Origin of the sequence: Corynebacterium humireducens NBRC 106098 = DSM 45392, from assembly GCF_000819445.1 — a bacterium.
Classification (GTDB): Bacteria; Actinomycetota; Actinomycetes; order Mycobacteriales; family Mycobacteriaceae; genus Corynebacterium; species Corynebacterium humireducens.
The window spans coordinates 1,881,795-1,904,276 of record NZ_CP005286.1; the positions used below are offsets into that span (position 1 = coordinate 1,881,795).

Genomic DNA, 22,482 nt, shown 5'->3' on the forward strand with positions numbered 1-22,482 from the left:
CGGGTGAGCGGGGGTGGACATGTCGGGTGCGGATGATCAACTGTCCCTGCCCGAACAAATCGAACACTCATTCCCATGAATGGAGAGCCGGCAGCCGTGCACCTTCCCGAACTCGACGACATCTCCGAGCAGACCATCACCAGAGAACTTCTCGACGCCGCCCGCCAGGGCTGGACCCCCGACGACCTGCGCCACGTCCTGGGCCCCGCAGTGGTGCCCCTCCTCCGGGCGACCCACCCGCGGGTACCTGGTGTGGCACATCCACGCATCGCGGCCGCCTGGGACCGCCACCTCGGCGAGGTCGCCGACGACACCCCGGCCGCGCTCGACCACCGCGCGCGGCAGGTACTCGCCGGCGATCTGTGGCGCCTGCCCGCGTTCACCGACACCGACGTCTACACGGACCGGCACGCACTTCTGCGGGGCGGTGACCCTGCGTCAGGCCCCTCCCCCGCGCAGCGACGCGCCCGGCAGCGCATCACCGGGCTGCTCCGGAAAGCCCGGTCCACCACCTTCGCAGCGGAGGCCGAGTCCCTGGTGGCGAAGGCCCAGCAGCTCCGTCAGCGCTACCGACTCGAGCACGCGCTCGATGAGGGGCCGGAGGAACTGGGCGACGTGGTGAGCGTCCGCGTCCACCTGCACGCCCCCTGGATCCGATTCCAGTTTCTGTTGCTCGGTTCCGTGGCGGTCCCCAACTCCTGCCGCACGGTCCTGTCGGGCGAGGTCGGCATCGCCACCCTTCTGGGTCACCCTGATGACGTCCGGCACTGCCTCGAGCTGTTCACCAGCCTCAACCACCAGCGGGACTACTTCATGCGGCACTCCCCCGGCGCCACCGCCGCGCACCGCCGGGGACAGACCTCCGCTTACCGACGTTCCTTCCTCTTCGCCTACGCGAACCGCATCCTGGACCTGCTGAACCAGGCGACGATGGACGTTCCGGCGGACGCGGGAGCATCCGGCGGCGCACTGCCGGTGCTCGCCCGGCGCGACGCGGTGGCGGAGGAGGTCCGCGACCGGATCTTCCCCCACACCAGCGGAATGAGCTTCGGGCACCGACACTGTCACTCGGGGTCCACCGACGGTGTCGCCGCCGCCGAACGCTCTCACCTGGGACCGTCCCGGACCACTCTGAACAGTGCCTGAGCGCCACGCCGTCACCCCCGGCACGGCGGTAGATTGGGGTCAACACCCCCTTCCCCCACCCCTTCGACACACCCACAGGAGGAGCAACCATGTCCACCAGCACGTTTCTAGAGGTCGAGGCTAAGTTCGCGGTCTCAGACACGTCCGTTGTCCCGGATCTGACCCGGCTGACCGGTGTCGACGCAATCGCGGCGACGAAGACCCACCGGCTGTCAGCGGTCTACTACGACACGGCGGACCTTCGTCTGACCCGTTCCCGGATCACCCTCCGTCGACGGGAGGGCGGGGACGACGACGGCTGGCACCTCAAACTCCCCGGCATCGCCGGGCGGCTGGAGATCCATGCGCCTCTGGGGGAGCCGGTGGACGGTCGCTTCGAGGTTCCTGAGGAGATCGCCTCCCAGGTCCGTGCCCTGGTCCGGAGGGAGACTCTCAACCCGATCGCGCAGGTGGACAACGAGCGGGTGGAGTCGACTCTGGCGGCCGCGGACGGCACGCCTGTGGCGGAGTTCTGTGATGACCACGTCTCCGCCTGGTCGCTGCTCCCCGGCGGTGCCCACACCTCCTGGCGTGAGTGGGAGGTCGAGCTCACCGGCGACTCCCCGGCCACGACCGTGGGGAATCCGCTTCTGCTCTCGGCCACACAGCTGCTGGTCGGTGCCGGGGCGCGGGTGTCCTCCTCCCCCTCCAAGCTCGCCATGGCACTGGGCGACTCGGTGTCCTCGGCGGAGCTGCCGCCTTTCCTCGTCGATGCGGACATCGACCCGGAGTCCCCGGCCGCGGCCGTCATCGCGGCACTGAAGCTCAACCGGGACAAGCTCCACGAGTACGACCCCAAGGTGCGCCGCGACGAATGGGACTCCGTCCACCAGATGCGCGTGGCGACCCGCGAGCTGCGCAGCCACATGGAGACCTTCGACGGCATTCTCGGTGGCGAGGAACTCAAGCACATCGAGTCGGAACTCAAGCTCCTGGCAGGCATGCTCGGCTACGCCCGCGACGCGGAGGTCGTCGAGGAACGTTTCCTCCGTCTGCTGGACTCGGAGGACTCCGACGTCCTCGACGAGACCACCCGTGAGCACCTGCGCCATGACATGGGTGAGGAGTACCGGCGCGCGCACCGTCGTGTGGTCGCGACGCTGAACTCCGACCGCTACCTGGCGTTGCTCGACGCCATCGACGCGCTTCTCGCTGATCCGCCGGTGGCCGGCGCCCACGCCCATGTCCCGGTAGAGCAGGTCGCCTCCCCTGAGCCAGCCACCGAGGAGGATGTCGCCGCCGACCTGGACATGGGTGCCGAGGGTGGCGCCGGCGAACCGGTCATGGAGGTGTCCACCGACGGCGTCGACCCGGAGGAGGACACCACCGAGGAAGAGGCGGACATGGTGGCGGAGGGCGCTCCGACGGAGGATCCCGGGGCCGACGTCCCTGTGGAGGTCCACCGTGCCCAGAGCCCGGAGGAGGTGGAGGCGATCCTCTCGGAGCACCTGGAGGACGCCTACCGCCGCCTGATGAAGCGGCACCACAAGGCCGTGAAGAACTGGGACAACATGGAGCTGACCCTGCACCAGCGCGAGGAGTACTTCCACGACATGCGCAAGTCGGCGAAGAAGCTGCGCTACGCGGCGGAGGCGGTCGGCGCTGCCACGCAGTTGAAGACGAAGCGGCTGTACAACGCCTGTAAGGCGCTGCAGTCCAGCCTCGGGGACTTCCAGGATGCGGTGACGTCCCGGGACAAGCTCGTGCAGATGTCACAGGCGGCCCGCCGCCGCGGCGAGGACACCTTCGGTTACGGGCTGCTCTACCAGCGTGAGCGCACCATCGGCCTGAAGTCGCTGGAGGACTACGCGGAGGAGGTCAAGACGATCCGGAAGGCGTATGAGCGTCTGATGAAATCCGTGAAGGAGGCCCACGAGAAGGCCGAGAAGGAGGCAGCGAAGGCGGCCAAGAAGAAGGACAGGAAGAACAAGAAGAAGGACCAGGACTAGACGCGGTGGCCCGGCCCCTGACGGGACCGGGCCACCGGGTTGTTCACACGGGGTGGGGCTACTTGTCGGTCTCCCAGGAGGCCGGCTTGCCCCAGTCGTCCTCCTTGCGGTCCTCCGCGTCGGCGGCGGCGGTGCGTGCCGCGGCGATGTCGAGCGCGGCCGCAGCCTCCTCGCGGGTGTCGTAGGGCCCCATGCGGTCGTCCCAGGCGCCTTCCTTGCCCTGGGTGACGTCACCGGTCTTCGGGTCGAAGTACCACTTCAGATCCTCAGGTTCCATGCTGTCCTCCTCTGTCGATTCTGTCGGATAGATAAAGCCCAGGCTACCTGTGCTCGACGGTGTATGGCGGCGGCTACAGTGGGAAAGGTCACGACTGTAAGGAGATTCAGAAATGCCGATGTGGCCTGTTGCCGACCTGCCCGTCACCGATCGTGCGGCCGCCGCCCACCGTGAGCGGACCGGTGCAGAACCGGTGTCGGTGGCCCACGCCCCCGCCACCTGGCTGCTCATCGGTGAGCACGTCGACCACTCCGGTGGTGTGGTGCTGGCGGCGCTGGCCGAACCCGAGGTGGGTGTCGCACTGAGCCCCCGCTCGGACGACCTGGTCACTGTCGTGGCTCACGTGACCACGCCCACCGGGGTGGACCTCGTGGAGGACCAGATCAGCCTGGGTGTCGTGGCGGAGATGGCCGCCGCCCAGCAGCCGTCCATCGATGAGCGGGGTCGCCCCGAGGAACCGCCGACCCCGGAGGGTGGTCTGGCGGCCCGGGTGGGTGGTCTGGTCTGGACGATGATCAACCGCCAGCTCCTCTCGCGTGACACCGGCGGCCTGGAGGTCACGGTGGTCAGCGACATCCCGGATGGCGCGGGACTCGGCGATGAGGCCGCCCTCGACGTGGCCTTCACGCTGGCTCTGCTCGCGGACTCCACGGACCTGGACGACGCCCCGATGCGGGCCCGGCTGGCGGAGATGTGCAGCCAGTCCGCGGAGATGTTCTCGCCTGCCCCGCCGCTGCGGGCCCGGCACACGGCGGCCCTGCGGGGGCAGCCGGACACGGTGTCGGTCATCGACTACGCCGACGGTTCGGTCACCCAGGTCCCCCATCCCCAGTCCTCCGATCTGGAGTTCTTCGCCGTGTCGGTGGAGCAGGCCCGCGTGGACCGTGCGGACGCCATCCTGGAACGGCGCCGTTTCGTGGCCGAGGCCTGCCGCGCCTTCGGCACGGAGTCCCTGCGGCTGCTCCCCGATGCGCCGCAGCGGGTGGTGGAGTGGCTCACCGCCGTCCACAAGGTGCACGGCACGGAGGACACCCCCTCGGTGGCGGAGGCCGCCGCCTGGCTGGCGTTCGAGGAGAAGGAGACGATCCGTGCGCAGCGGATGGCGCGGGTGCTGCGTTCCCGCCGCACGGAGGACATCTGGCCGCTGCTGGCCCAGTCCCAGTCGGGCCTGACGGGGCCCTACAGTCTGCTGGGTTCCGAGGCGATGGTGCAGCTGTGTCTTATCCGTGGGGCGTTGGGCGCCCGCGCGGCGTCGGCGGGCAACGTGGAGGCCGTCATCGCGGGTGTGCCGGGCCGTCAGGCGGACATGTTCGTGCGGGACCTGTCGGAGGATGGTCTGGTCGTGGTGCGGCTGGGTCGCGGGCGGGTGGCCGACGTCTTAAAGCCTGAACAGTGATTCGTGTCACAGTGTAGGCTGCGGGCATGACGCATATTGTGCTCTACGCCTTCGACACCATGGCCGACTGGGAGTACGGCCCCCTCGCCGGTGCCCTCGGCCACCTCCGGGAGACCGGGATGGCCGTCGACCTCATCGTCGCGGGTGACTCCACCGCGGAGGTGAGCACCTTCGGTGGCCTGCGCCTGCACCCGGAGTACACGCTGGGGGAACTGGATCCGGCGCACATCGACATGCTCGTCCTGCCGGGCGGCTCGACATGGCACAGGCGCCACGACGCCATCCTCGGTCTGGGCGCCGACCGGCTCGCCCACGGGCAGCCCGTCGCCGCGATCTGCGGCGCCACGCTCGGGCTGGCGCGGAGGGGGCTTCTCGACGCCCGCCGTCACACCAGCAACAGCGCCGACTTCCTCGCGGAGAGCGGCTACCGCGGGGGTGGGCTCTACGAGGAGGCCCGCGTCGTCGTCGACGGTCCCCTCATCACCGCGCCGGGCACCAGCGCCCTGGAGTTCACCCGGGAGATCCTCGTGGCCGCGGGGCTGATGAACGCGGAGGCGGCGCACGCCTGGCACCAGATGTACGCCACGGGCGACCCGTCCTGGGGTGGGCGGCTCATGGCGGCGCTGCGCGGGTAGATCCGGTCAGTCCGCGGGCCAGGCGAAGGCGACGTCACGTGTCTGCCTGTCCGCCCGGATGAGCGACACCTTCGTCGTGGTCCCCTGCTCGGGGTGGCCGAGGGCGTTGGCCAGCACGGGCGGCTCGGCGACGAAGATGCGGGCCTGGTCGCGTTCCCGGTCGGAGGAGAGGATGACCGCGTCGAAGTTGTGGCCCACCCACGGCGCGAGGACGGTCGCCTCGGTGAGGTCGAGGCTGGCCCGGTCCACGGAGCTGGCCAGCGCGGAGGTGCGCTGCATGACGGCGATGACCTCGTCGGCTCGTCCGGCGACCCACTCCGGAACCTCCCGCCCGGCGCAGAGTGCGAGGCAGTACTCCGTGGCGAAGCGGTCGACGAGACGCCGCAGCGGTGCCGTGACGTGCGCGTAGTAGCCGCCGATGCCGGCGTGGACCTCCGCGTCGCCGGCCTCGACGCGGGCGTAGCCGGAGCCGCGCAGGAGTTTCTGGGCCTCCCGCATGACGGCCATGCCGCGGGGCGTGTCGGCGTCGATGAACTGGAGGAACTCGCCGATGGGGCGGTCGTCGGGAAGTTCGTACCCCAGGGCACGGACCTCGGAGCGGAACTGGGCCTCGGACTCGGGGGTCGCGGGGCGCAGGATCCGCAGGAGTCCCTGCCCGTGGTGGACCATGAGCTGCCCGGCGCACATGCCGGTGAGCAGGGAGATCTCCGAGTTCCAGTCCATGACCTCGTGGCGGGGTTCGACGATGAGCTCGTAGGTGCCGTCGTCGAGGGACTTCACACGCTGGGAGGGCAGGCGCAGGTTGATCGCGCGCCGACGCAGCGCCGACACCTCCCGGAGCTGTCCCACCTCCGGCAGCAGGGTGACGGAGGGGTGCATCTCGCCGCGGAGGTAGTCCCCGTGGACCTCGTCGTAGTCGAGGCGGGCATGGGACCGCACCAGGGCGCGCTCGACGTGGAACTCCTCGACCTCACCGGCGAGGTCGAGGTCGAAGGTCCAGACGACGGCGGGCCGGTCGACGTCGGGAAGCAGGGACGCCGACCCCTCGGACAGTTCCTCCGGGTGCAGGCGGGCGGGTTCGTCGGGCAGGTAGATCGTCTGGCCGCGGCGCAGGGACTCCGCCTCGAGGGCGCTGCCGGGGACGATGAACGCGGCGACGTCGGCGATGGCGTAGAGCACCCGGTAGCCCGTGGCGCTCCGCTCGATGTAGACGGCCTGGTCGAGGTCCCTGGACCCGACCGGGTCGATGGTGACGAACGGGACGCCCCGCATGTCCCGCCGCTGCCCGGCGAACCGGTCCTCCGCGGCCGCCGCCTCAGCGTGCAGTTCAGCGGGGAATTCGGTCGGGACACCGAACTCCTCGGCGATGCCACGGAAGTTGAGGGGCGCAGCGTAGAGCTTCATGAGGTCCCATTGTTACACAGGAGCCGGGTACCCTGGGTCCCCATGGACATCGCCCTCTCGGAGACTCACCAGGCCCAGCTGGAGATGCTGGCACTCGAATCAGGTCGTTCGCAGGACCAGGTCGTCGCGGAACTGATCCGCCGGGAGTGGGAGCGCTACTCGGCGCGGCAGGCGGTGTGCACCGCCAGTGACAACATCGCGGCGGCGCGGGAGGTCGTCGAGAAGCAGCTCCGCGAGATACACAGGGGCGAATGAGCCGGCCTGTAAGCCGGATTCTGTGCCCGTGAGGGCGGTGATCATCCATCTGGGACGGCCATCGCTGACCGCCTCAAGCAGCTACCTTCGGACTCGGGCGAGCAGCCCTCGGACGTCCGATCCGGTCTGCGACGTGGCAGACCATGATGCCTTGCTCCCGGTGGGGTTTACCTGGCCGGACCAGTCACCTGGCCCGCCGGTGCGCTCTTACCGCACCCTTTCACCCTTACCGCAGTCCCAGGGACTGCGGCGGTCTACTTTCTGTTGCACGTGCCCGCGGGTCACCCCGGGTTGCCGTTAGCAACCACCGTGCTCGGTGGAGTCCGGACTTTCCTCGACCACCGCCTGGCCCCTGCAGGGGCTGGTCCGGTGGCCGCGATCACCCGGCCGACTCATTCGCGTCTCCCCACCTTACTCCGGTGTCGGGCGATCAGGAAGAGCGCAGGTGGGCGGTGTCGTTGAAGATGCGCAGAGTGGAACCCACGCGGGCGTCGGCGTCGTCGAAGAACTCGACAACGCTCAGCGACGCCAGATCGAGGAACATCCGCGCCACCACGTGCGGCCCGGCGTCGAGGGCCTGCCGGACGAAGGACTTGATCGGCTGGACGTGGCTGACCACCAGCACCGTCTGCCCGGGGTAGCGCTGCTGCAGGTCCCGACGCACGGAGCGCACCCGGTTGTGCAGCTTCTGCAGGGACTCGCCACCCGGCGGGGCGATGGACGGGTCGGCGAGCCACTCGTCGTGGAGCTCGGGGTGCATGGTGTGCGCCTCGTCGAAGGTGAGACCCTCCCACTCGCCGAAGTCCTGCTCGATGAGCTTGTCGACGACCTCGACCTCCAGCCCCAGCACCTCCCCGGCGGCGGTGGCCGTCTGCACGCAGCGGTCCAGCGGCGAGGAGACGATGACGTCTATGCCGCCGCGGTCCTGCAGCGTGCGCGCCGCCGCCCGGGCCTGCTCCCGTCCCAGCTCGGTGAGCGAGGGGTTCGAGTGGCCCGAGTACTGCTTGGCGGCCGACATCGGGGTCTGTCCGTGGCGCAGGAGGACGAAGCGCGTCGGGCGGGAGGTCGCCCCGGTCCAGTGCGCGGGGGTGCCGGTCTGGGAGTCCGGGGTGGCGACGATCTCGCAGTCGTCCACGGCGGGGTCCACGGCCGGGTCCTCGGCGGGGGTGGCGTCGGTGCCGCCCACGATGCCCGGCTCGGCGCCGGCGGCCGCGGCGTCCATGGCCTGGTTGGACAGGGCGTCGGCGACCTCGTTCCTCCCGCGCGGCACCCAGGTGAAGGTGACGGAGTCGAAGGACTCCATGAGGCGGCGGGCCTGCAGGGCGAGTTTCTGCATGTCGGGGTGCTTGATCTTCCAGCGCCCGGACATCTGCTCGACGACGAGCTTGGAGTCCATGTACACCTCGACGGTGCGGGCCCCCAGGTCGCGTGCCGCCTCCAGGCCGCGCAGCATGCCGTGGTACTCGGCGACGTTGTTGGTCGCCCGGCGGCCCACGACGTAGACGATGTCCCGCAGCGCGGTCCTCCCGTCGGCGGCGTAGACCACCGTGCCGGAACCGGCGACCCCCGGGTTGCCCCGGGAGCCGCCGTCGGCGTAGACGATCACATGGTCATGCGGTCCCGGCACTAGGCCTGCTTCCGGATGAGGTAGGTGCCGCACTCGGGGCAGCGGGGCAGCTCATCGGCCGGGGCCCGGCGGATGCGCTCCTGGTCGGCGCCGGAGAGCACGATGTAGCAGCCGCCGCAGGTGCGGCCGTTGAAGTCGGCGGCCCCGACGTCGGAGTCGTTCTTCTGCGCCTCGTACTCGGCGAGGACGTTCTCCGGGAGCTGGGCGCGCAGGTCGGCGATGTGCTCGGCGGGGTCCTGGACGGCGGAGCTGGCGGCCTCGGCGGCCTCGGCGGCGCGCTGGGCGGCCTCCAGCTTCCGGGCGATCTCGTCGCACCTGGCACCGTGGTTGTCGCGGTTGTTGCGCAGGGCGTGGATCTGGTTGTGGCACTCGGTGAGTTCGCCCATGAGGTCGGCGATGCGGGACTTCACGGAGTAGCGGTCGTGCTCGAGGTCGCGGCGGCGTTCCTCGTCCAGCTCGGCGGAGAGCTGGGCCTTGTCGTCGGCGGCGCGCTTGCGCAGCTTGCGCTCGTCCTCCTGGATGCGGAGGATCTCCGCCTCCATGTCGTCGACGGCCATCTGGGCGGCCGCGGAGGCGTTGAGCATGCGCTGCTGCTCCTTGAGCAGGCGGTCGACCTCCTCGCGCTCCGGGGTGACGAACGCCTTGTCGCCCACCACGTCGAGGGATCGTTCGGTGTTGGCCAGCTCCAGCAGGATCGTCTGCTGCTTGGGGTCGAGTTTCATGTCTACTCTTTCTACTCGCTTGCGTGGGCGGACAGGGTCCAGGGGTCGGTACGGAGGTCGATGACATGCGTCTCGACGTCCGCCTCCCGTCCCACTATCTCAGCAGCCTGCGCCGTCCAGGGGAATTCGCTGGCCCAGTGGGCGGTGTCGATGACGGGCGGACCACCGGCCCGCAGGTACTCGTCGACGGGGTGGTGGCGCAGGTCGGAGGTGACGTACACGTCGACCCCGAGGCCGCGGACGGCGTCGAGGAAGCTGTCGCCGGAGCCGGAGCTCACGGCCACGCGCTGCACGGTGGCGTCCGGGTCGCCGGCGGCGCGCACGCCCCACTCGGTGACCGGCAGGGCGTCGGCGACCTGCTGGGTGAACTCGCGCAGGGTCATCGGCTCCGGCAGCTCGCCGATACGTCCCAGCCCGAGGGCCTCGTCGGCGTCGGTGGTGTCGGCCGTCTCGACGATGTCGAAGGCCGGCTCCTCGTAGGGGTGGGCGGCGCGCAGGGCGTCGATGAGCGCGCGGCGGCGCCGGGCCGGGGCGACGAACTCGACGCGGACCTCCGCGGCCCGGTACGTCTGCCCGATCTCCCCCTCCGTGGGGTCGGCACCCGCGACGGGCGTGAACTGGCCGGTGCCCTCGATGTCGAAGGAGCAGTCGCGGTAGTTGCCGATCTCGCCGGCGCCGGCGTCGAAAAGCGCCTTCTTGACGGTGTCGACGGACGCGGGCGGCACGTGGACGCCCCACTTGTCCACGCCCGCGCCGGACTTCGGCAGGATCGGGCGGCCCGGGGTGATGCCGACGAGTTCCGCGAGGCGGTCGTTGACGCCGGGGCGGGCGGAGTCGGCGTTGGTGTGCGCGGCGAACAGGGCCACGCCGCCGCGGATGAGGGTGTGGATGACCCTGCCCTTGGGGGTGTCGGCGGCGACGGAGGTCACCCCGCGCAGGAGCAGCGGGTGGTGCACGACGAGCATCTGCGCGCCGCTGCGCACCGCCTCCTCCGCGACAGCCTGGGTGCAGTCGAGGGCGAAGGCCACCCTGGTCACCTCATCGGCCGGGTCGCCGCAGATCAGGCCGACGGCGTCCCAGCTCTCGGCGAGCGAGGGCGGGTAGGCGGACTCCAGGATCGAACGAATGTCACCGACGGTACTCATGGCCCCCAAGTGTAGACGGGCGCCTAGTCGTCCTCGTCGTCGTCCCAGTCGTCGAACGCCTCCTCGAGGACCTCCCACACCGCGGGTGGCATGCCGTCCTCCCACTCATGGTCGGCGGCGTAGTCCCCCGTGTTGATCTCCTGCCCCGGGACCGCCCGGAACAGCTCCTCGGGGATCTGCCAGGCGACGTCCGCGCCGTTGCGCGCCTCCCCGGTCCAGTCCTGTCCGTCGTCATCCTGAGGGTCGAAGGCGATGCCACCGTCGACCAGTTCCCCACCGGTCAGGCGTTCCTGCAGGTGGTGGATGATCCGCCAGCTGCCCCTGGCGAAGTCCGGGACGTCATCCTCAGACGGGTACTCCTGCATGAAACCCGGCTGGGAGTACCAGTAGAGGGCGAGAGCGCTCGCCCGGTCGAGGCGGGGGTGGGACGCCATCCACTCCGCGAGTTCGGCGCTGTAGTCGTAGTTCATGGTCGTGACGACGACCAGCCACTCGACCGGCCCGGCCTCGTCCAGGAACTGCTGCATGAGCCGCACCTGCAGGCTCTCCGCATCATCAGTCATGCCCGGACCATAACCGCGGGCCCGGGTTCGCGCAGTGTGGCAGATTGGGGGCCGTGAGCATTCTTCTTCTCGACGTCGACGGCACCCTCATCGATTCCCTCCCCGGCATCCAGGGTGGCTTCCTGCACACCCTGGACCAGCTCGGCTGGCCGCACCCGGAGCAGGAGTTCACCGACCGCATCGCCGGTCCCCCGATGGAGGTGACGCTGCGGTCGCTGGGCATGAGTCCGGAACAGGCGTACGAGGGTCTGCAGATCTACCTGGAGTACACGCGCCGGGGCGGGTGGGCCAACGCCACCAGCTTCCCCGGCATGCTCGACCTGCTGCGCCGTTGGAGGGAGCAGGGGTTGACGATCGCGACGGCCACGTCGAAGGGCGAGGGTTTCGCCCGGCTGATCCTCGAGCGCGAGGGTTTCCTGGACTACATCGACTTCCTCGGTGCGGCGCAGGAGGACGGCCCGCGACGTGGCAAATCCGCTGTGATCGACTATGTTCTCGATGCGAACGGGTGGGCGGCTGACACACACGCTATCCTCATGGTCGGTGACCGCTCCCACGACATCGAGGGGGCGGCGGAACACGGTATTGATACAGTGGCCGTCTCCTGGGGTTACGGAACCCCCGAGGAGTGGGCCACCGCGGCCCACACCGCACACACTCCGCAAGATCTGGAAGGGATCGTCAATGACTGGCTCGCCGCGCGAGGATGAGCGTTACCACGTCGACTTCGTCTGCACCGGCAACATCTGCCGCAGCCCGATGGCCGAGGTGATCTTCCACGACGCCGTGGAGGCCGCCGGCCTGTCCCCGTTCGTCCGCGTCTCCTCCTGCGGCATCGGTGGCTGGCACGTCGGCAACGGAGCCGACCGCCGCGCCGTCGCGGAACTGCGGGCCGCCGGCCACGACGGTTCCGACCACGTCGCCTCCCAGATCGGCCCCGAGGACATGGCCGCCGACCTGCTCGTGGCCCTCGACACCGGCCACGTCTCCGAGCTGATCGCCCGCGGCGTCGACGAGAGCCGCATCCGCCTGCTGCGCAGCTTCGACCCGGCCTCCCCCGAGCAGGCCTCCGTCGCCGACCCGTACTACGGCGGGCCGGAGGGCTTCGTCGAGACCCGGGAGCAGATCGAGGCCGCCGTCGCGGGCATGCTCGAGTTCGTGCGCGCAGCCGTCCAGGTGAGCACCCGGAGCCACTAGACACGGCCTGTACACTGTTTTCCGTGGATACGTCAGGGAAGACAGTGACCAGGCAGAGGTACGGAAGCACGCGTCAGAAGGGCCGGAGGGGCTGGCTGACCTTCCTGCGCCCGGGATGGGTCGTGATGTTCCTCCTCGTCGTCGCCTTCTCCTACGCCGCGTTCACGTTCCTCGCGCCGTGGCAGCTCGGCAAGGACGACGCCATCGTCCACCGCAACGAGCAGATCGACGCCGCCTTCAAGAGCGACCCGGTGCCCGTCACCGACGTGTTCGACGCGGACGGGGTGATCACCGCGGATGAGGAGTGGCGCCGCGTCACCCTGCAGGGCGAGTACCTCCCGGACGCTGAGGTCCTCCTGCGCATGCGCCCCGTCGACTCCTCCCCCGCCTTCCACGCCCTCACCCCGTTCCGCCTGGACTCCGGGGAGACGTTCCTGGTCAACCGCGGTTTCACCGTGCCCATCGACGGCAACATCCCCGACATGACCGAGGCCCCGACCGGGCCGGTCACGATCTCCGGTCACGCCCGTCTCAACGAGGTGAAGCCGACCAGCGCCCCGATGGAGGACCAGGGCTACCGCCAGGTCTACGGCATCCACACCGAGCAGGTCTCCGAGGTCGTCGGGCTCCCCCTGGCCCGCGACTACGTGCAGCTGTCCGCCGGTGAGGCCGGCGAGCTCAACGCGATCCCGGTGCCCAAGCTCGACCGCGGTTCCCACCTGTCCTACGGCTTCCAGTGGATCGCGTTCGGCATCATGGCCCCGCTGGGCCTGGGCTACTTCATCTGGGCCGAACTCCGCGAGCGTCGCCGCGTGCGCGCCGAGGAACAGCAGCTTGCCGACGCCCCCGTGGTCACCGACACCGCCGAGGCCGTCGCGGAGCCGGTGGCACCGCAGGCACCGCAGGCACCGCAGACGCAGCGTTCGCGTTACGGCGACGAACGCCCCGACCACTACGCGCGTTTCGCCCGCCGCAACCGTGACCGATTCTGAATAGTCCACATACAGGCAGAACGGCCCGCGGAGCACTAGGGTGGTAGACGTCAACCCACCTAGTTTCCGCAGGACGAATCATGGGCTTCTGGAACAGACTTCTGGCTTCCTCCGGCGTGGATCGCATCATCGACGCACGCGCCGCCGGCACCCCCTCCCCCCGTCGACGGCGCGACGCCGACGGGCCTGAGCCTCTGGCCTGCGATCCCCGCGAGGCCGCCCAGGTCCTGCTACTCGCCCTGGACAACGCCGCGGACCTCGGCTTCGTCCCCCGCCGGGAGATCACGGTCGACGACGTCGACTTCAACTTCTACAACGGGCCGGACGGCTTCCGCCTCGAGCACCTCACCGCACTGCTGCAGCTCACGGAGGATGACGGCACCCCCCTGTTCGAGCGGTCCTTCGTGTTCGACCCGGAGTGCGTCGAGGCCAACGACACCTACTCGCAGCTGCTGTGGCAGATCGCCGACGCCGCCGGCACCCGCGAGCGTTTCGCCGACGTCCACTGCGACCTGCACTTCGGGCCCGGCTTCGCGGACAACCCCGTCGGCGAGCTGAGCTACTTCCTCGACGGTGAGGTGGTCCACCTGGACGTCGCCGTGGAGGGTGACTGGGCCGACCCCGAGGTCATCCGCCGGATCTTCGAGGACGCCACCCCGCAGGGCCACCGCTGGGTGAGCACCGGCGACTACGGCGTCCATGTCTGGGTGGTGGACGAGCACGCCGACGAGGTGGCGCGTCTCTTCGCCGCCGAGGACATCGCCGCGGAGGCCCGCATCGCCGGGCACATCCACCGGGAGCGTCACACAGGACGCAGCTAGGAACAGATCAGGCCCGTTCCCCTCTCCCGGGGAACGGGCCTGATCTGCTTAAACAGTGGTGCGCCCTGACGGGCTCGAACCGCCGACCTACTGGGTGTAAACAAGGGTAAACGTCCTGGTCAAACCTGTTCGTGCAGGTCAGGACACTTTACCCCGTCTCACATAATCCCAGGTGATAACAGCCATTTTTGGGCAACTGTGGGCAAAATGTGGGCACCAACAGCGGGCTGATCGGCCCCACATCACACGCGCACGCGCGCGAGGACCAGGCCCCACACACCCCACCGACCAACAGCTTCTTGCAGCTCAAACCCCCGGTCAGCTCCGCCAGAGAGATATTCCGAACCGTGGGCAAAGGGGGGATCTGCCGCCGGGGCGGGCTCAGGATTCCGGCCGCCCCGGTACTCAGCTGGTCAGCGGACCCAGCCCTTGTTCTCCTGCTCATCCAGGTTGACCTTGGAGTAACCCCGCTCGATACGCGGGATCTCCTGCGCCTTGTTCAGGCGGCGGGTGATCTCCTCCGGGTCCTTGATGAACGCGGCGATCCACTGCTCACGCTGTCCCGGTGATGCCTTACCCACCCGGATGGCCTGGTCGACTACCTGCTCAGCATTGAGCCGGCCTGCCTGAGTCTGGGCGACGACACCGACCTTCAAGGTCTCCTGCATCTTGTCCCACACGGCAGCGTCGACCACGACGGTTCTGTCGATCTTCGCCTGAGCCTTGACCTGAGCCTTGACGTCGTTGATTGCTGCGGCGATCTCCTGGTCGGTGGCACCGGAAAGGGTTTCCACCGCGGCGACAACCTCCTCGAGGGTGGCGGCCTGGTCGAGTCTCAGGGCGGCGGTGAGTCGGTTCCACTGCTCCGGGCTGAAGCCGATGTTCTCCTCGGCAGCCGGTGGGGTGCCCTCCTCGTTGCGGGCGAATCGGTTGAGGAAACTCACGATGTTCTCCTTTCGGGAGGGGGTGGCCAGGGCGGCCAGGTTGGGGGCCGGTGCGTTACTGCGCCCGGCGTAGCGGTACTGGGTCAGGGCTGAAGCGGACACCGTGGCCGGTTGTTCAGCCTTCATGCCGTGGATGGCGTCGGCCAGACCAGCTTTCACAGCTTCTTCCGCGCTGAACCAGGTCTCTGCCTTCATGAGGTCGCGCCATTGCTCCTTGGTGCCGCCCGCTTTCGTGGCGTAGATGCCAGCGAGAGTGTCTGAGATGCGGTTGAGCTGTGCAGCGTCCTTGGTGAGCTGATCGAAGTTGCCCTGTGTCATGAGCATGGCGTCATGGATCATGAGCTCGGCGTTACTGCACATGACGAGCCGGTCGGCACCGCCGATGGCGATGTAGCTGGCGGCGCTGGCGGCCAGGCCCTCAATGATGACGGTGACCTTCCCGGCGTACTCACGGAGAGTGTTCATGATGGCCAGCCCTGCGTAGGCGTCACCACCCGGGGAGTTCACCCGAACCGTGAGGTCACCACTGCGGTTGGCCAGGGCGGTGGTCACTGCCTTCGGAGTGCTGTCACCGGTCCCGATCTCGTCGTAGATGAGTACGTCATTCACGGGTGTCTCCTAGTGGGCGAGGGAGACCAGGGCGTCAGCCCCGGCGGTCGCGTCATCCGCAGCCCAGCCGACGACCGTGCCGGTGGTGGCGGGGATGGCGGTGCCGTCCTCCCCCACCTCGATGCCGGTGCCCGCGGTGATGGCAGCTCCGGCGAGGACGGTGACGACTCGGCCGGAGCCGCGGGCGACACCGACAAGATCGTCCTGGTCGGCGTCATACTTCGCGACACCGGCAACAGCGGAACCGGCGGGGGCGGTGGCTACGGCGATGTTGCCGTAGCGCATGGGGCCGGAGTAGGAGACGAAGGTCTTACCGCTCACCGCAGCGGTGGCCACTGCGGTCAGGTTAGTACCGGGGTTGAAGCGGTCACGCATTTCGTTGAGATACACGATGTTCCTTTCGGGTTAGGCGTCGATGCCGTGGATGGTGGCGACAGCCGCGGGGAGGGTCACACCCATGACCGGGACGGCGTAGCCCTGAACCCAGTCCTGGCGGTGCTGCTCATCACGCCAGGTACTGACGGTCAGGCCCTCCTCGTAGCGGACGAAACCGGCATTGTTCGGGTCGACCAGAAACGCCTTGTCGCTGGCGACGTAGGGGGAGGAAATCATCTCGAGACCGTAGTCATCGAGCATGGCCTTCAGGCCGGTGCCGTAGATGCCGCGGAGGTTGGCGCGTGTCATCGGGTTGACCAGCAGGCGCTTGTACTCGATGCCCAGCTCCAGGTTCTCGGCGAGGGCGAACACACCCGCAATGTGATAGTGCGGGCGGTCCATCGGCGGGGTGGGTGTCGCACCGTCGACCAGGGTCTCATGCCACGGAGTGTCGATCACCAGCTGTACATTCTCTCCGGCGTTGATGACCGCATCGAGGGTGGAGATAGCCACGCGGTTGATCTTGCGGGCGATGGTGTTGGCCAGGCGGGTGGTGTCGTTGTCGAAGTCGATGGAGTTGTTGCGCTTGCGGGCCTCATCGGAAACGGCGAACTTGCCTCCGAAGTCCTGCACCCGGGCAAGCTGTGCCTCCGGGCGGGCGGTGTAGAGGACCGGGTACTCATCGCCGGGCTGGCGGTTGGCGACATCGTTCTCGGTGAACAGGTGCTTCTCGGTGATCTTGGAGTAGATCACGGTGCCGCCGGTGACTTCACCACCCTCGGCGAAGACGGAATCGACGATCAGGTTCTTACCTGCGATCTCGGCGACACGCTGCTCGATGATGGTGGGATCGTTGAGCGCCTGGTCAACGGAGATGACGCCGTTGTTGTAGTCGGCGCGGCCGGGGTAAAAAGACACGTTAGTTCTCCTTCTCAGAGGCGGCGGCCAGGTAGCCCAGGTACCAGACAGCGACATGGCTGGGATCGAGGTAGGCCGGTGGCTGGGGAATGCCCGGCACCTGGCCGGTGAACGCGATCCCCTCCTCCTGCGGGTTGAGGTGCTGGTCAGTCGGCAGACTGTTGAACAGGTCGCTCAGTGAGAGCGGGATAATGCGTAGTGCCATGAGGGGCACTCCTTCCTTGTAGTTGGGGTATGAGCTATCGCCAGTCGCGGAAGACTTCCACGTCCTCACGGTTGAGGTGCCACCGGCCGGCGATCTTCTGCCCCGGGAGTCGTCCCCTGGCCAGCAGGTCACGGACGTTGCGCTCGGTGCAGTCGAGGAGTTCAGCGGTGGTGGCGACGTCGATACGCTCATACTCGATATGCTCATCGGCCAGCTGCTCAGGCGGTGCCGTGGTTCCGGTGGCGGAAGTCAGTTCTGCCGCCAGGACGAGGACGTTGGACTGCAGGCGGGCACCGTGCCGGCCGGCGATGTCCTGTGCGGCGATGATGGCGCGACCCAGGGCGACAGCGTCATCGCGGTTGAGGATCACCCCACCAGCGGGGAGATAGCGGACTCTAGACAACGTTGACCCCCTCGAGAGTGGTGGTGACCTGGCGGGCGTCGACACCGGCCCAGATTCCCTCACGCTGGCCCAGGGGAAGGTCAAGAAGGGCTTGGGCACACCGGACGGTGACGGGGCACCTGGCGCACATCTGGCGGGCCTGATCGTGCCGGTCCTCGGCGTCGAGGAGTCGCTCGTTCTTCCCGGGCGCGTCGAACAGTGGGGCGTGGCCAGTGCAAGCGGCGCCGTGAAGATCCGGGTTGATGAGGGCGGTCAGTTCGGTGGGAATCCTCGGCCAGTGGGTCAAGGCTGGTCGACCTCCTCAAGCAAGTCGGCCAGGGCGTTGGCCAGGTCGATGGCCTGCTGTTGGGTGAGGCTGGCGAGGGTGGGGCCGCGGAAGAAGATCCGGCCAGGGGTGATCCTGTCGTGGCGGATGACGATGGGCAGGGTGCCACCACCAGTGAGCCGGTTGACTCGAAGACGGATAGTCATGGTTGCCTTTCGATTTCTGTAGAGAAGTTTCGCTGGAACTGATTCCACTGATTCCAGCAGGTCAGGGGGCGATTCCACGGAATTGTGGAATCAGTTCCACCGGAAGTGGAATCAGTTGGAATCGGTATGGAATCAGTGTGGAATCAGTCGGTGACCTGCATGGAATCAGTGGAATCACTTTTTTCAGAACTTTCTTTGAATTCCCTTGACTACCTCCACCCGTTTCCCGGTTATCTCCCGCTTGGTGGGACCGACTCCGGGGAGGCCGGCGGCCTTGAGCTTGGCCTTGAACCGGTTCTGGGAGACCGGAGTGCCACCCCGCCCCCTCATCGACAACTGGAAGGCGGCGTACACCTCGGCCAGTGGCTCGTAGTCCTCAGGCTCTCCGGTGACGGCGTAGTGCTCCCGGATGAAGGTGGCTTCGGGGGCGGCGGCGTCATGGAGCATTTCGACGGTCTCGGCGGTACTGGCCGGAGTGGTGAACCTCCCCTGGTCGTGCAGGCGGGTGGCACCGTGCAGGGCCCAGTTGAAGATCCCGGGCAGCTCGACGACCAGGCGGTCGAACAGGCTGGTGTCCTCCCTACCGATGTGGCTGACAGCGGTCTCGAGGACGACCCACCGGTCGACGAGGGCACCGGAGGAGTCGCGGAAGGACGGCAACTCGTTGGAGACGAGCATGACGCGGGTGGGCAGGGTGCCGGTCCAGTTGTCCTGGTACTTCTTCTCGACGGGCACGGCGTCCTGGCCGATGACCATGAGCAGTCGTTCAACGACGGCGTCAGGCAGTGCGCCGCTGTCGCGGGAGTCGGAGAGCACGGCCAGGGGTTTGCCTACCCAGTCGGCCAGCCCGAAGTTCCCGGCCAGGGACTGCATGGACGTCGGCGCAACGTTGGTCGCCCCCAGCAGGGCGGTGACGATCCGGACGATCAGGCTCTTACCGGAGCGGCGGGGGCCGATGAGCATGAAGCCCTTCTGCTGGTCCAGACGTCCGGTGACGAGGTAGCCGAAGATCTCCTGCAGGGCGAGGCCGGCGGCCGGGTCGTGGGCGAACGTCGTGGTGACGAAATGCTCCCACTGCGGGCAGGTGGCCTGCGGGTCGTAGTCGAAGCCCAGTGCCCACGTGTTGAACAGCTGCGGGGTGTGGGGGCTGAGCGTGACCGTGGACAGGTCCAGCAGGCCGTTGCGCAGGCTGACGAGCTGCTCGGCACCCTGAGTGCCGTCGAGCCATGTGGGGGCGTCCAGACGGTCGGGGATGAACGTCTGCAGCTGCAGGGGCTCGATGATGTTGTTGACCTTCGCGGTCGTCGGAGCCCACGCTTTCGGCTCTCCGTCCTTATCGGTGTAGGTGACCTCCTCGAGCCGGTCCCAGACGGGCTTGCGCAGCTCGAGTTCGGTGGACAGCTGACGCCAGTAGGTGCCTTCCCAGCTCCACCACTGTCCACGCCAGTACACCAGGGTTCGGTGCCCGCCGGTGGTGAACAGGTCGGCAATGAGGCGGCGGGCAACCTGCATGGGGAACGAAGACGGCGGGTAGGTGTTCCAGTCGTCGGCGGCGTCGACAGCACCGGTGGCGACGAGCTCGGCGACGCTCGGCGGGTCGGGCAGGGGGACGACGTTGCTCAGGTTCGACACTTACGCCGCGCTCCGTTCTGCCCCTTCGCGGGCACTGCGGTGGGTGGCCTCGATTTCCTTCTCGTCGAGGCCGATGGTGAGGGCGGCGTCGAGAAGCTCGTCGACGCGGTGCTCGTAACCGAACTGGTAGGCCTGGAACAGGACACTGTTCAAGGTGGTGTTGCGGGTGCCGTCGGTGGCGGCGAGAAGCGTGGCGACCAGGTGCCCGCCGTCGCCCTTCTTGATCAGGTTGACGGGGATGATCGGGCGCGGTGGCTTGACGGGCTTGAACACGTGACGCTGCAGGTGGTGCGGGAGCTCGGGCAGCTCGGCAGGGTCGCACCAGGACAGGCAGCGGTAGAGTCGGCCGGTCTTCGGGTGGATGGACCCGGGCATGACGAGCAGGCCACCGTGGTGCTTGATGTCGATCCCCTTCCCGGCGGTATCGCGAAGGTCCATGCGGTAGGGCAGGCGGAACCACACGTGCAGTCCACCGGTCCCGGTCTCGGTGACGAAGGTGGCCGGCAGGGTGTGGCCGGCGTTGATCGCGGCCCAGGTGTCCAGGCCACCGCTGCGGACGTCGACGTCGAGGACGACGACGTGGGCCGGGGGCCGGCCCCCGATGTTGGCGTCAGGCCAGCGGGTCCACCACTGGCTGATCTGGTCGAGGTTGTCGGTGAAGTCGGCGAAGCTCATGTCCCACATCGGCCGTTTCCCCGCGGCCGCGTAATGCCATGTCGGGGGCATGAGTGGGCCGACCTCGAATCCCCACCCGGCGAGGGTGATGGCGTCGACATGCTGCGGGCTCATCTGGCCGTTGGCGGGCTGTTTCCGCTCGAAACTGTTGGGAGACACAGAATCAACTTTCTGTCGTAGGTGAGTGAATGGGGCCCGTCCTGTGAGATGTGGCGTGGTCCTCGTTGTTGAGGTTGTGCGCTCCGGGGACTTGAACACCCGGTGTCTGCCAGTAGCGCGGTTCAGGCGTCACAGTGACGCAACGGTCAAGGGGCAGGGATCATGGTGATTCCGTAGGCTCGGCCGTTCACAATGCCGAGGTAGTGGGTGAACATGTTGTTGACTTGCGCCTCGACGTCCTGCTCCGGGGTCTGACACTTCGGGCACAGCACGGCAACGAGCAGGCCGGCCTTCCACTCCCCGTTCCACAGCTCGACATCATGCGAACCCAGTCGGAACCGGCGGCGGCACACCGTGCACTTGTAGGGCTTCTTCACTGCGGGCACCTCGTCACTTCCAGGCCCAGGGCGACGACCAGGACGGTGACGCCGACGAGCGCAACACCGATCACGGCTCCCCCTCGATCTCCTCGACGTCGAGGACGTCACCCAGGATGTGGAAGGTGTGGGGGTCGTGCGGGCCGACAAGCTCGAGGATCACACCGCTCTCCGGGCTCGTCCGGTTCGCGGACGGGCGGAACAGGGCCGTGGGGCCGAACTCCTCCCGGATGATCGATTCGACGCTTTCACCGACGTAGGACAGGCCCCCGCGGATGGTCAGGCGGATCACAGTTCCTCCTCGAGCCGTGCGAGCTGGAAGTCACGCCGACGACGCCGGGCATGGCGAGCTTCGGCCAGCAGTTCCGGGGTGACGGTGGTGACGTCCTGGTCGAGGACTTCCTCGAGGAACTCAACGGCGTCATGTTCGAGCTGCTCGGTCCACTGGTCGGTGCCCAGGGCGTCGAGAAGTTCGACGGAGTACGTGATGTCAGCTTCGGCACCCTGGACGATGACGGCACGCTCGTTGTTCAACCGAACACGCCGGTCCTTCTCGGCGGCGGCGCGGGCGTGCTCGGACTGCGCAGCGACGCAACCCTCGTTGATCGTGACGGCCTGCGGGCCGTCGGCGACCATCTCCTGCGCGACGTGGATGGGAACCAGGACGGGGATGAAGTCTTCCTTCGAGATCTTCACGCCTTCCCAGGTGCCGAAGGTGTCGCGGGTGTTGTGTCCCCAGCGGGAAAGGTAAGCTGTGGTCACGGAGCGCTCTGCAATGCTCTTGTTGTCCTCGACGCCGGTGGCCGCCGGCGCGGGGACATTCTTCGTGTTGGTGGACATGGGTCAGTTCCTTTCGGTGAGTGCGGCGCGGCCGCGGGACAGGATGGTCGACGGATCATCGGGGCCGGCGTTCCGGGTGAGCGTGAAGAGCACCATCCGGGTCAGTCGGCTGACCAGGCGGAGGGCGTCTTCCTCGGTGAGGGTCCACGCCCCGGTGGGGGTGATGATCTGCAGGCCGGCGCCGGTGGCGAGGATGTCGCCTACCTCGATCGGGCCGTCGTAGTCGTCGTGATCGTCGTCGAGGTCTTCGGGGTAGTCCTCGGCGGCCTTGAGCGTGTTCGCCTGGATACGGGCGTCAAGCTCGTCGGCCGGGACGGTGCGGATGGTCTCGTGCCCCTCGGCGAGGAGTTCGTCGGCCAGGCAGTAGACGTAGCAGTCCTCCGGGTTGGTGACGACGTGCGGGGCCCGGCGGCGAAGCTCACCGGCCAGCAGTTCACGGATGTAGTCGGTCATGGTTACGCGGCTTCCTGCGGGACGTCGTCAGTGCGGGTACGCAGCTGGGATTCCTCCCACGCCTCGACGTCCTCGAGGCGGTAGAACACGCTGCGGCCGACCTTGAAGTACTTCGGGCCGTCCCCGCGGTACCTCATCTGGGCAAGAGCCTGCGGGGTCTTATCCCACCGCTCCCCCAGACACCCCGGGTTCAGAATGATGCTCATTCCATTCCTTTCTCAGTAGCGGGCCACTGAACACTGTGGCTATCAGT

Annotated in this window: 29 protein-coding genes and 1 other RNA gene; 9 read left to right on the forward strand and 21 right to left on the reverse strand. The window is 68.1% G+C overall.

Annotation, left to right across the window (positions count from 1 at the left end):
• Positions 1-75 precede the first annotated feature (75 nt).
• A complete protein-coding gene (locus tag B842_RS09265) occupies positions 76-1,146 on the forward strand; it encodes a DUF2786 domain-containing protein (protein WP_156119486.1) in 1,071 nt (356 codons plus the stop codon).
• Between the two features lie 89 nt (positions 1,147-1,235).
• Positions 1,236-3,134 (forward strand): CYTH and CHAD domain-containing protein, encoded by a 1,899-nt coding sequence (locus B842_RS09270; RefSeq protein ID WP_061241440.1) that lies wholly within the window; start codon positions 1,236-1,238, stop codon positions 3,132-3,134.
• Positions 3,135-3,192: 58 nt separating this feature from the next.
• Here the strand turns inward: B842_RS09270 and B842_RS09275 are convergent, their stop codons facing one another.
• Positions 3,193-3,411 carry a hypothetical protein gene (locus B842_RS09275; protein WP_040086309.1) on the reverse strand — a complete coding sequence of 73 codons (219 nt, stop codon included), beginning with the start codon at positions 3,409-3,411 and terminating at the stop codon, positions 3,193-3,195.
• A gap of 118 nt (positions 3,412-3,529) precedes the next feature.
• On the opposite strand from B842_RS09275, the gene B842_RS09280 reads away from it, so the two are divergent.
• Positions 3,530-4,807 (forward strand): galactokinase family protein, encoded by a 1,278-nt coding sequence (locus B842_RS09280; RefSeq protein WP_248700180.1) that lies wholly within the window; start codon positions 3,530-3,532, stop codon positions 4,805-4,807.
• 26 nt (positions 4,808-4,833) lie between these two features.
• Positions 4,834-5,442 carry a DJ-1/PfpI family protein gene (locus B842_RS09285; protein WP_040086311.1) on the forward strand — a complete coding sequence of 203 codons (609 nt, stop codon included), beginning with the start codon at positions 4,834-4,836 and terminating at the stop codon, positions 5,440-5,442.
• A 6-nt stretch (positions 5,443-5,448) separates the two neighbouring features.
• Here B842_RS09285 and B842_RS09290 read toward each other — a convergent pair whose 3' ends face one another.
• Positions 5,449-6,846: a ribonuclease catalytic domain-containing protein gene (locus B842_RS09290; protein WP_040086312.1), complete on the reverse strand. Its 1,398-nt coding sequence runs from the start codon at positions 6,844-6,846 to the stop codon at positions 5,449-5,451.
• 42 nt (positions 6,847-6,888) lie between these two features.
• On the opposite strand from B842_RS09290, the gene B842_RS09295 reads away from it, so the two are divergent.
• Positions 6,889-7,101 carry a hypothetical protein gene (locus tag B842_RS09295; protein WP_040086314.1) on the forward strand — a complete coding sequence of 71 codons (213 nt, stop codon included), beginning with the start codon at positions 6,889-6,891 and terminating at the stop codon, positions 7,099-7,101.
• Here B842_RS09295 and rnpB read toward each other — a convergent pair.
• The 5 genes from rnpB to B842_RS09315 all read right to left on the reverse strand — a co-directional run bounded on the left by rnpB (position 7,095) and on the right by B842_RS09315 (position 11,158).
• Positions 7,095-7,496: RNase P RNA component class A (gene rnpB / locus B842_RS13320), an RNA gene on the reverse strand. The genes B842_RS09295 and rnpB overlap by 7 nt on opposite strands.
• Positions 7,497-7,531: 35 nt before the next feature.
• Positions 7,532-8,728, reverse strand: coding sequence for a bifunctional RNase H/acid phosphatase (locus B842_RS09300; protein WP_245631365.1), 1,197 nt, complete (start codon positions 8,726-8,728; stop codon positions 7,532-7,534).
• Positions 8,728-9,450 (reverse strand): zinc ribbon domain-containing protein, encoded by a 723-nt coding sequence (locus B842_RS09305; RefSeq protein WP_040086317.1) that lies wholly within the window; start codon positions 9,448-9,450, stop codon positions 8,728-8,730. The genes B842_RS09300 and B842_RS09305 overlap by 1 nt, the downstream gene beginning before the upstream one ends.
• An 11-nt stretch (positions 9,451-9,461) precedes the next feature.
• Positions 9,462-10,595, reverse strand: a complete 1,134-nt coding sequence (locus B842_RS09310) for a Nif3-like dinuclear metal center hexameric protein (protein ID WP_174520274.1) — start codon at positions 10,593-10,595, stop codon at positions 9,462-9,464.
• 23 nt (positions 10,596-10,618) lie between these two features.
• The gene (locus tag B842_RS09315) at positions 10,619-11,158 is read right to left on the reverse strand and encodes a DUF4274 domain-containing protein (protein WP_040086319.1); all 540 of its coding nucleotides are present in this window, start codon (positions 11,156-11,158) and stop codon (positions 10,619-10,621) included.
• Between the two features lie 53 nt (positions 11,159-11,211).
• Between B842_RS09315 and B842_RS09320 the strand changes: the two genes are divergently transcribed.
• From B842_RS09320 to B842_RS09335, 4 genes are all read left to right on the forward strand, one after another.
• The gene (locus B842_RS09320; protein WP_082028423.1) at positions 11,212-11,868 is read left to right on the forward strand and encodes an HAD hydrolase-like protein; all 657 of its coding nucleotides are present in this window, start codon (positions 11,212-11,214) and stop codon (positions 11,866-11,868) included.
• Complete coding sequence (locus B842_RS09325) at positions 11,843-12,355, forward strand: low molecular weight protein-tyrosine-phosphatase (RefSeq protein WP_040086321.1); 513 nt, start codon at positions 11,843-11,845, stop codon at positions 12,353-12,355. Before B842_RS09320 ends, B842_RS09325 begins: the two co-directional genes overlap by 26 nt.
• Positions 12,356-12,399: 44 nt before the next feature.
• Complete coding sequence (locus B842_RS09330; protein WP_245631364.1) at positions 12,400-13,347, forward strand: SURF1 family cytochrome oxidase biogenesis protein; 948 nt, start codon at positions 12,400-12,402, stop codon at positions 13,345-13,347.
• A gap of 116 nt (positions 13,348-13,463) precedes the next feature.
• Positions 13,464-14,168, forward strand: a complete 705-nt coding sequence (locus B842_RS09335) for a hypothetical protein (RefSeq protein WP_156119487.1) — start codon at positions 13,464-13,466, stop codon at positions 14,166-14,168.
• Positions 14,169-14,581: 413 nt separating this feature from the next.
• Here B842_RS09335 and B842_RS13240 read toward each other — a convergent pair whose 3' ends face one another.
• The 14 genes from B842_RS13240 to B842_RS09405 all read right to left on the reverse strand — a co-directional run bounded on the left by B842_RS13240 (position 14,582) and on the right by B842_RS09405 (position 22,435).
• Positions 14,582-15,721 (reverse strand): head maturation protease, ClpP-related, encoded by a 1,140-nt coding sequence (locus tag B842_RS13240; RefSeq protein ID WP_052437859.1) that lies wholly within the window; start codon positions 15,719-15,721, stop codon positions 14,582-14,584.
• 9 nt (positions 15,722-15,730) lie between these two features.
• Positions 15,731-16,111: a DUF2190 domain-containing protein gene (locus tag B842_RS09345; RefSeq protein ID WP_245631363.1), complete on the reverse strand. Its 381-nt coding sequence runs from the start codon at positions 16,109-16,111 to the stop codon at positions 15,731-15,733.
• A 15-nt stretch (positions 16,112-16,126) separates the two neighbouring features.
• The gene (locus B842_RS09350; RefSeq protein ID WP_040086328.1) at positions 16,127-17,014 is read right to left on the reverse strand and encodes a major capsid protein; all 888 of its coding nucleotides are present in this window, start codon (positions 17,012-17,014) and stop codon (positions 16,127-16,129) included.
• Position 17,015: 1 nt separating this feature from the next.
• Positions 17,016-17,219 carry a hypothetical protein gene (locus B842_RS09355; protein ID WP_040086330.1) on the reverse strand — a complete coding sequence of 68 codons (204 nt, stop codon included), beginning with the start codon at positions 17,217-17,219 and terminating at the stop codon, positions 17,016-17,018.
• Positions 17,220-17,253: 34 nt separating this feature from the next.
• Complete coding sequence (locus tag B842_RS09360; RefSeq protein WP_156119488.1) at positions 17,254-17,622, reverse strand: helix-turn-helix domain-containing protein; 369 nt, start codon at positions 17,620-17,622, stop codon at positions 17,254-17,256.
• Positions 17,615-17,908 (reverse strand): WhiB family transcriptional regulator, encoded by a 294-nt coding sequence (locus B842_RS09365; protein ID WP_040086333.1) that lies wholly within the window; start codon positions 17,906-17,908, stop codon positions 17,615-17,617. Before B842_RS09365 ends, B842_RS09360 begins: the two co-directional genes overlap by 8 nt.
• Complete coding sequence (locus tag B842_RS09370) at positions 17,905-18,093, reverse strand: hypothetical protein (RefSeq protein WP_040086334.1); 189 nt, start codon at positions 18,091-18,093, stop codon at positions 17,905-17,907. The genes B842_RS09365 and B842_RS09370 overlap by 4 nt, the downstream gene beginning before the upstream one ends.
• 183 nt (positions 18,094-18,276) lie before the next feature.
• On the reverse strand, positions 18,277-19,725 hold the full coding sequence (locus B842_RS09375) for a DNA primase family protein (protein WP_052437860.1): 1,449 nt from the start codon (positions 19,723-19,725) through the stop codon (positions 18,277-18,279).
• A complete protein-coding gene (locus tag B842_RS09380) occupies positions 19,726-20,559 on the reverse strand; it encodes a bifunctional DNA primase/polymerase (RefSeq protein ID WP_156119489.1) in 834 nt (277 codons plus the stop codon).
• 146 nt (positions 20,560-20,705) lie between these two features.
• Positions 20,706-20,936, reverse strand: a complete 231-nt coding sequence (locus B842_RS09385) for a hypothetical protein (RefSeq protein ID WP_040086335.1) — start codon at positions 20,934-20,936, stop codon at positions 20,706-20,708.
• A 70-nt stretch (positions 20,937-21,006) separates the two neighbouring features.
• Positions 21,007-21,228: a hypothetical protein gene (locus tag B842_RS09390; protein ID WP_040086337.1), complete on the reverse strand. Its 222-nt coding sequence runs from the start codon at positions 21,226-21,228 to the stop codon at positions 21,007-21,009.
• On the reverse strand, positions 21,225-21,776 hold the full coding sequence (locus B842_RS09395) for a hypothetical protein (protein ID WP_040086338.1): 552 nt from the start codon (positions 21,774-21,776) through the stop codon (positions 21,225-21,227). Before B842_RS09395 ends, B842_RS09390 begins: the two co-directional genes overlap by 4 nt.
• A 3-nt stretch (positions 21,777-21,779) precedes the next feature.
• Positions 21,780-22,229, reverse strand: coding sequence for a hypothetical protein (locus B842_RS09400; protein WP_040086340.1), 450 nt, complete (start codon positions 22,227-22,229; stop codon positions 21,780-21,782).
• 2 nt (positions 22,230-22,231) lie between these two features.
• Complete coding sequence (locus B842_RS09405) at positions 22,232-22,435, reverse strand: helix-turn-helix transcriptional regulator (RefSeq protein WP_052437862.1); 204 nt, start codon at positions 22,433-22,435, stop codon at positions 22,232-22,234.
• Positions 22,436-22,482: the final 47 nt, after the last annotated feature.

What these genes read in the sequence shown, in the direction of transcription:
- B842_RS09265 (WP_156119486.1), top strand. Translation starts at nt 76, where the DNA reads ATGAATGGAGAGCCGGCAGCCGTGCACCTTCCCGAACTCGACGACATC.
- B842_RS09270 (WP_061241440.1), top strand. Translation starts at nt 1,236, where the DNA reads ATGTCCACCAGCACGTTTCTAGAGGTCGAGGCTAAGTTCGCGGTCTCA.
- B842_RS09275 (WP_040086309.1), bottom strand. Translation starts at nt 3,411, where the DNA reads ATGGAACCTGAGGATCTGAAGTGGTACTTCGACCCGAAGACCGGTGAC.
- B842_RS09280 (WP_248700180.1), top strand. Translation starts at nt 3,530, where the DNA reads ATGTGGCCTGTTGCCGACCTGCCCGTCACCGATCGTGCGGCCGCCGCC.
- B842_RS09285 (WP_040086311.1), top strand. Translation starts at nt 4,834, where the DNA reads ATGACGCATATTGTGCTCTACGCCTTCGACACCATGGCCGACTGGGAG.
- B842_RS09290 (WP_040086312.1), bottom strand. Translation starts at nt 6,846, where the DNA reads ATGAAGCTCTACGCTGCGCCCCTCAACTTCCGTGGCATCGCCGAGGAG.
- B842_RS09295 (WP_040086314.1), top strand. Translation starts at nt 6,889, where the DNA reads ATGGACATCGCCCTCTCGGAGACTCACCAGGCCCAGCTGGAGATGCTG.
- B842_RS09305 (WP_040086317.1), bottom strand. Translation starts at nt 9,450, where the DNA reads ATGAAACTCGACCCCAAGCAGCAGACGATCCTGCTGGAGCTGGCCAAC.
- B842_RS09310 (WP_174520274.1), bottom strand. Translation starts at nt 10,595, where the DNA reads ATGAGTACCGTCGGTGACATTCGTTCGATCCTGGAGTCCGCCTACCCG.
- B842_RS09315 (WP_040086319.1), bottom strand. Translation starts at nt 11,158, where the DNA reads ATGACTGATGATGCGGAGAGCCTGCAGGTGCGGCTCATGCAGCAGTTC.
- B842_RS09325 (WP_040086321.1), top strand. Translation starts at nt 11,843, where the DNA reads ATGACTGGCTCGCCGCGCGAGGATGAGCGTTACCACGTCGACTTCGTC.
- B842_RS09355 (WP_040086330.1), bottom strand. Translation starts at nt 17,219, where the DNA reads ATGGCACTACGCATTATCCCGCTCTCACTGAGCGACCTGTTCAACAGT.
- B842_RS09370 (WP_040086334.1), bottom strand. Translation starts at nt 18,093, where the DNA reads ATGACTATCCGTCTTCGAGTCAACCGGCTCACTGGTGGTGGCACCCTG.
- B842_RS09395 (WP_040086338.1), bottom strand. Translation starts at nt 21,776, where the DNA reads ATGTCCACCAACACGAAGAATGTCCCCGCGCCGGCGGCCACCGGCGTC.
- B842_RS09400 (WP_040086340.1), bottom strand. Translation starts at nt 22,229, where the DNA reads ATGACCGACTACATCCGTGAACTGCTGGCCGGTGAGCTTCGCCGCCGG.
- B842_RS09405 (WP_052437862.1), bottom strand. Translation starts at nt 22,435, where the DNA reads ATGAGCATCATTCTGAACCCGGGGTGTCTGGGGGAGCGGTGGGATAAG.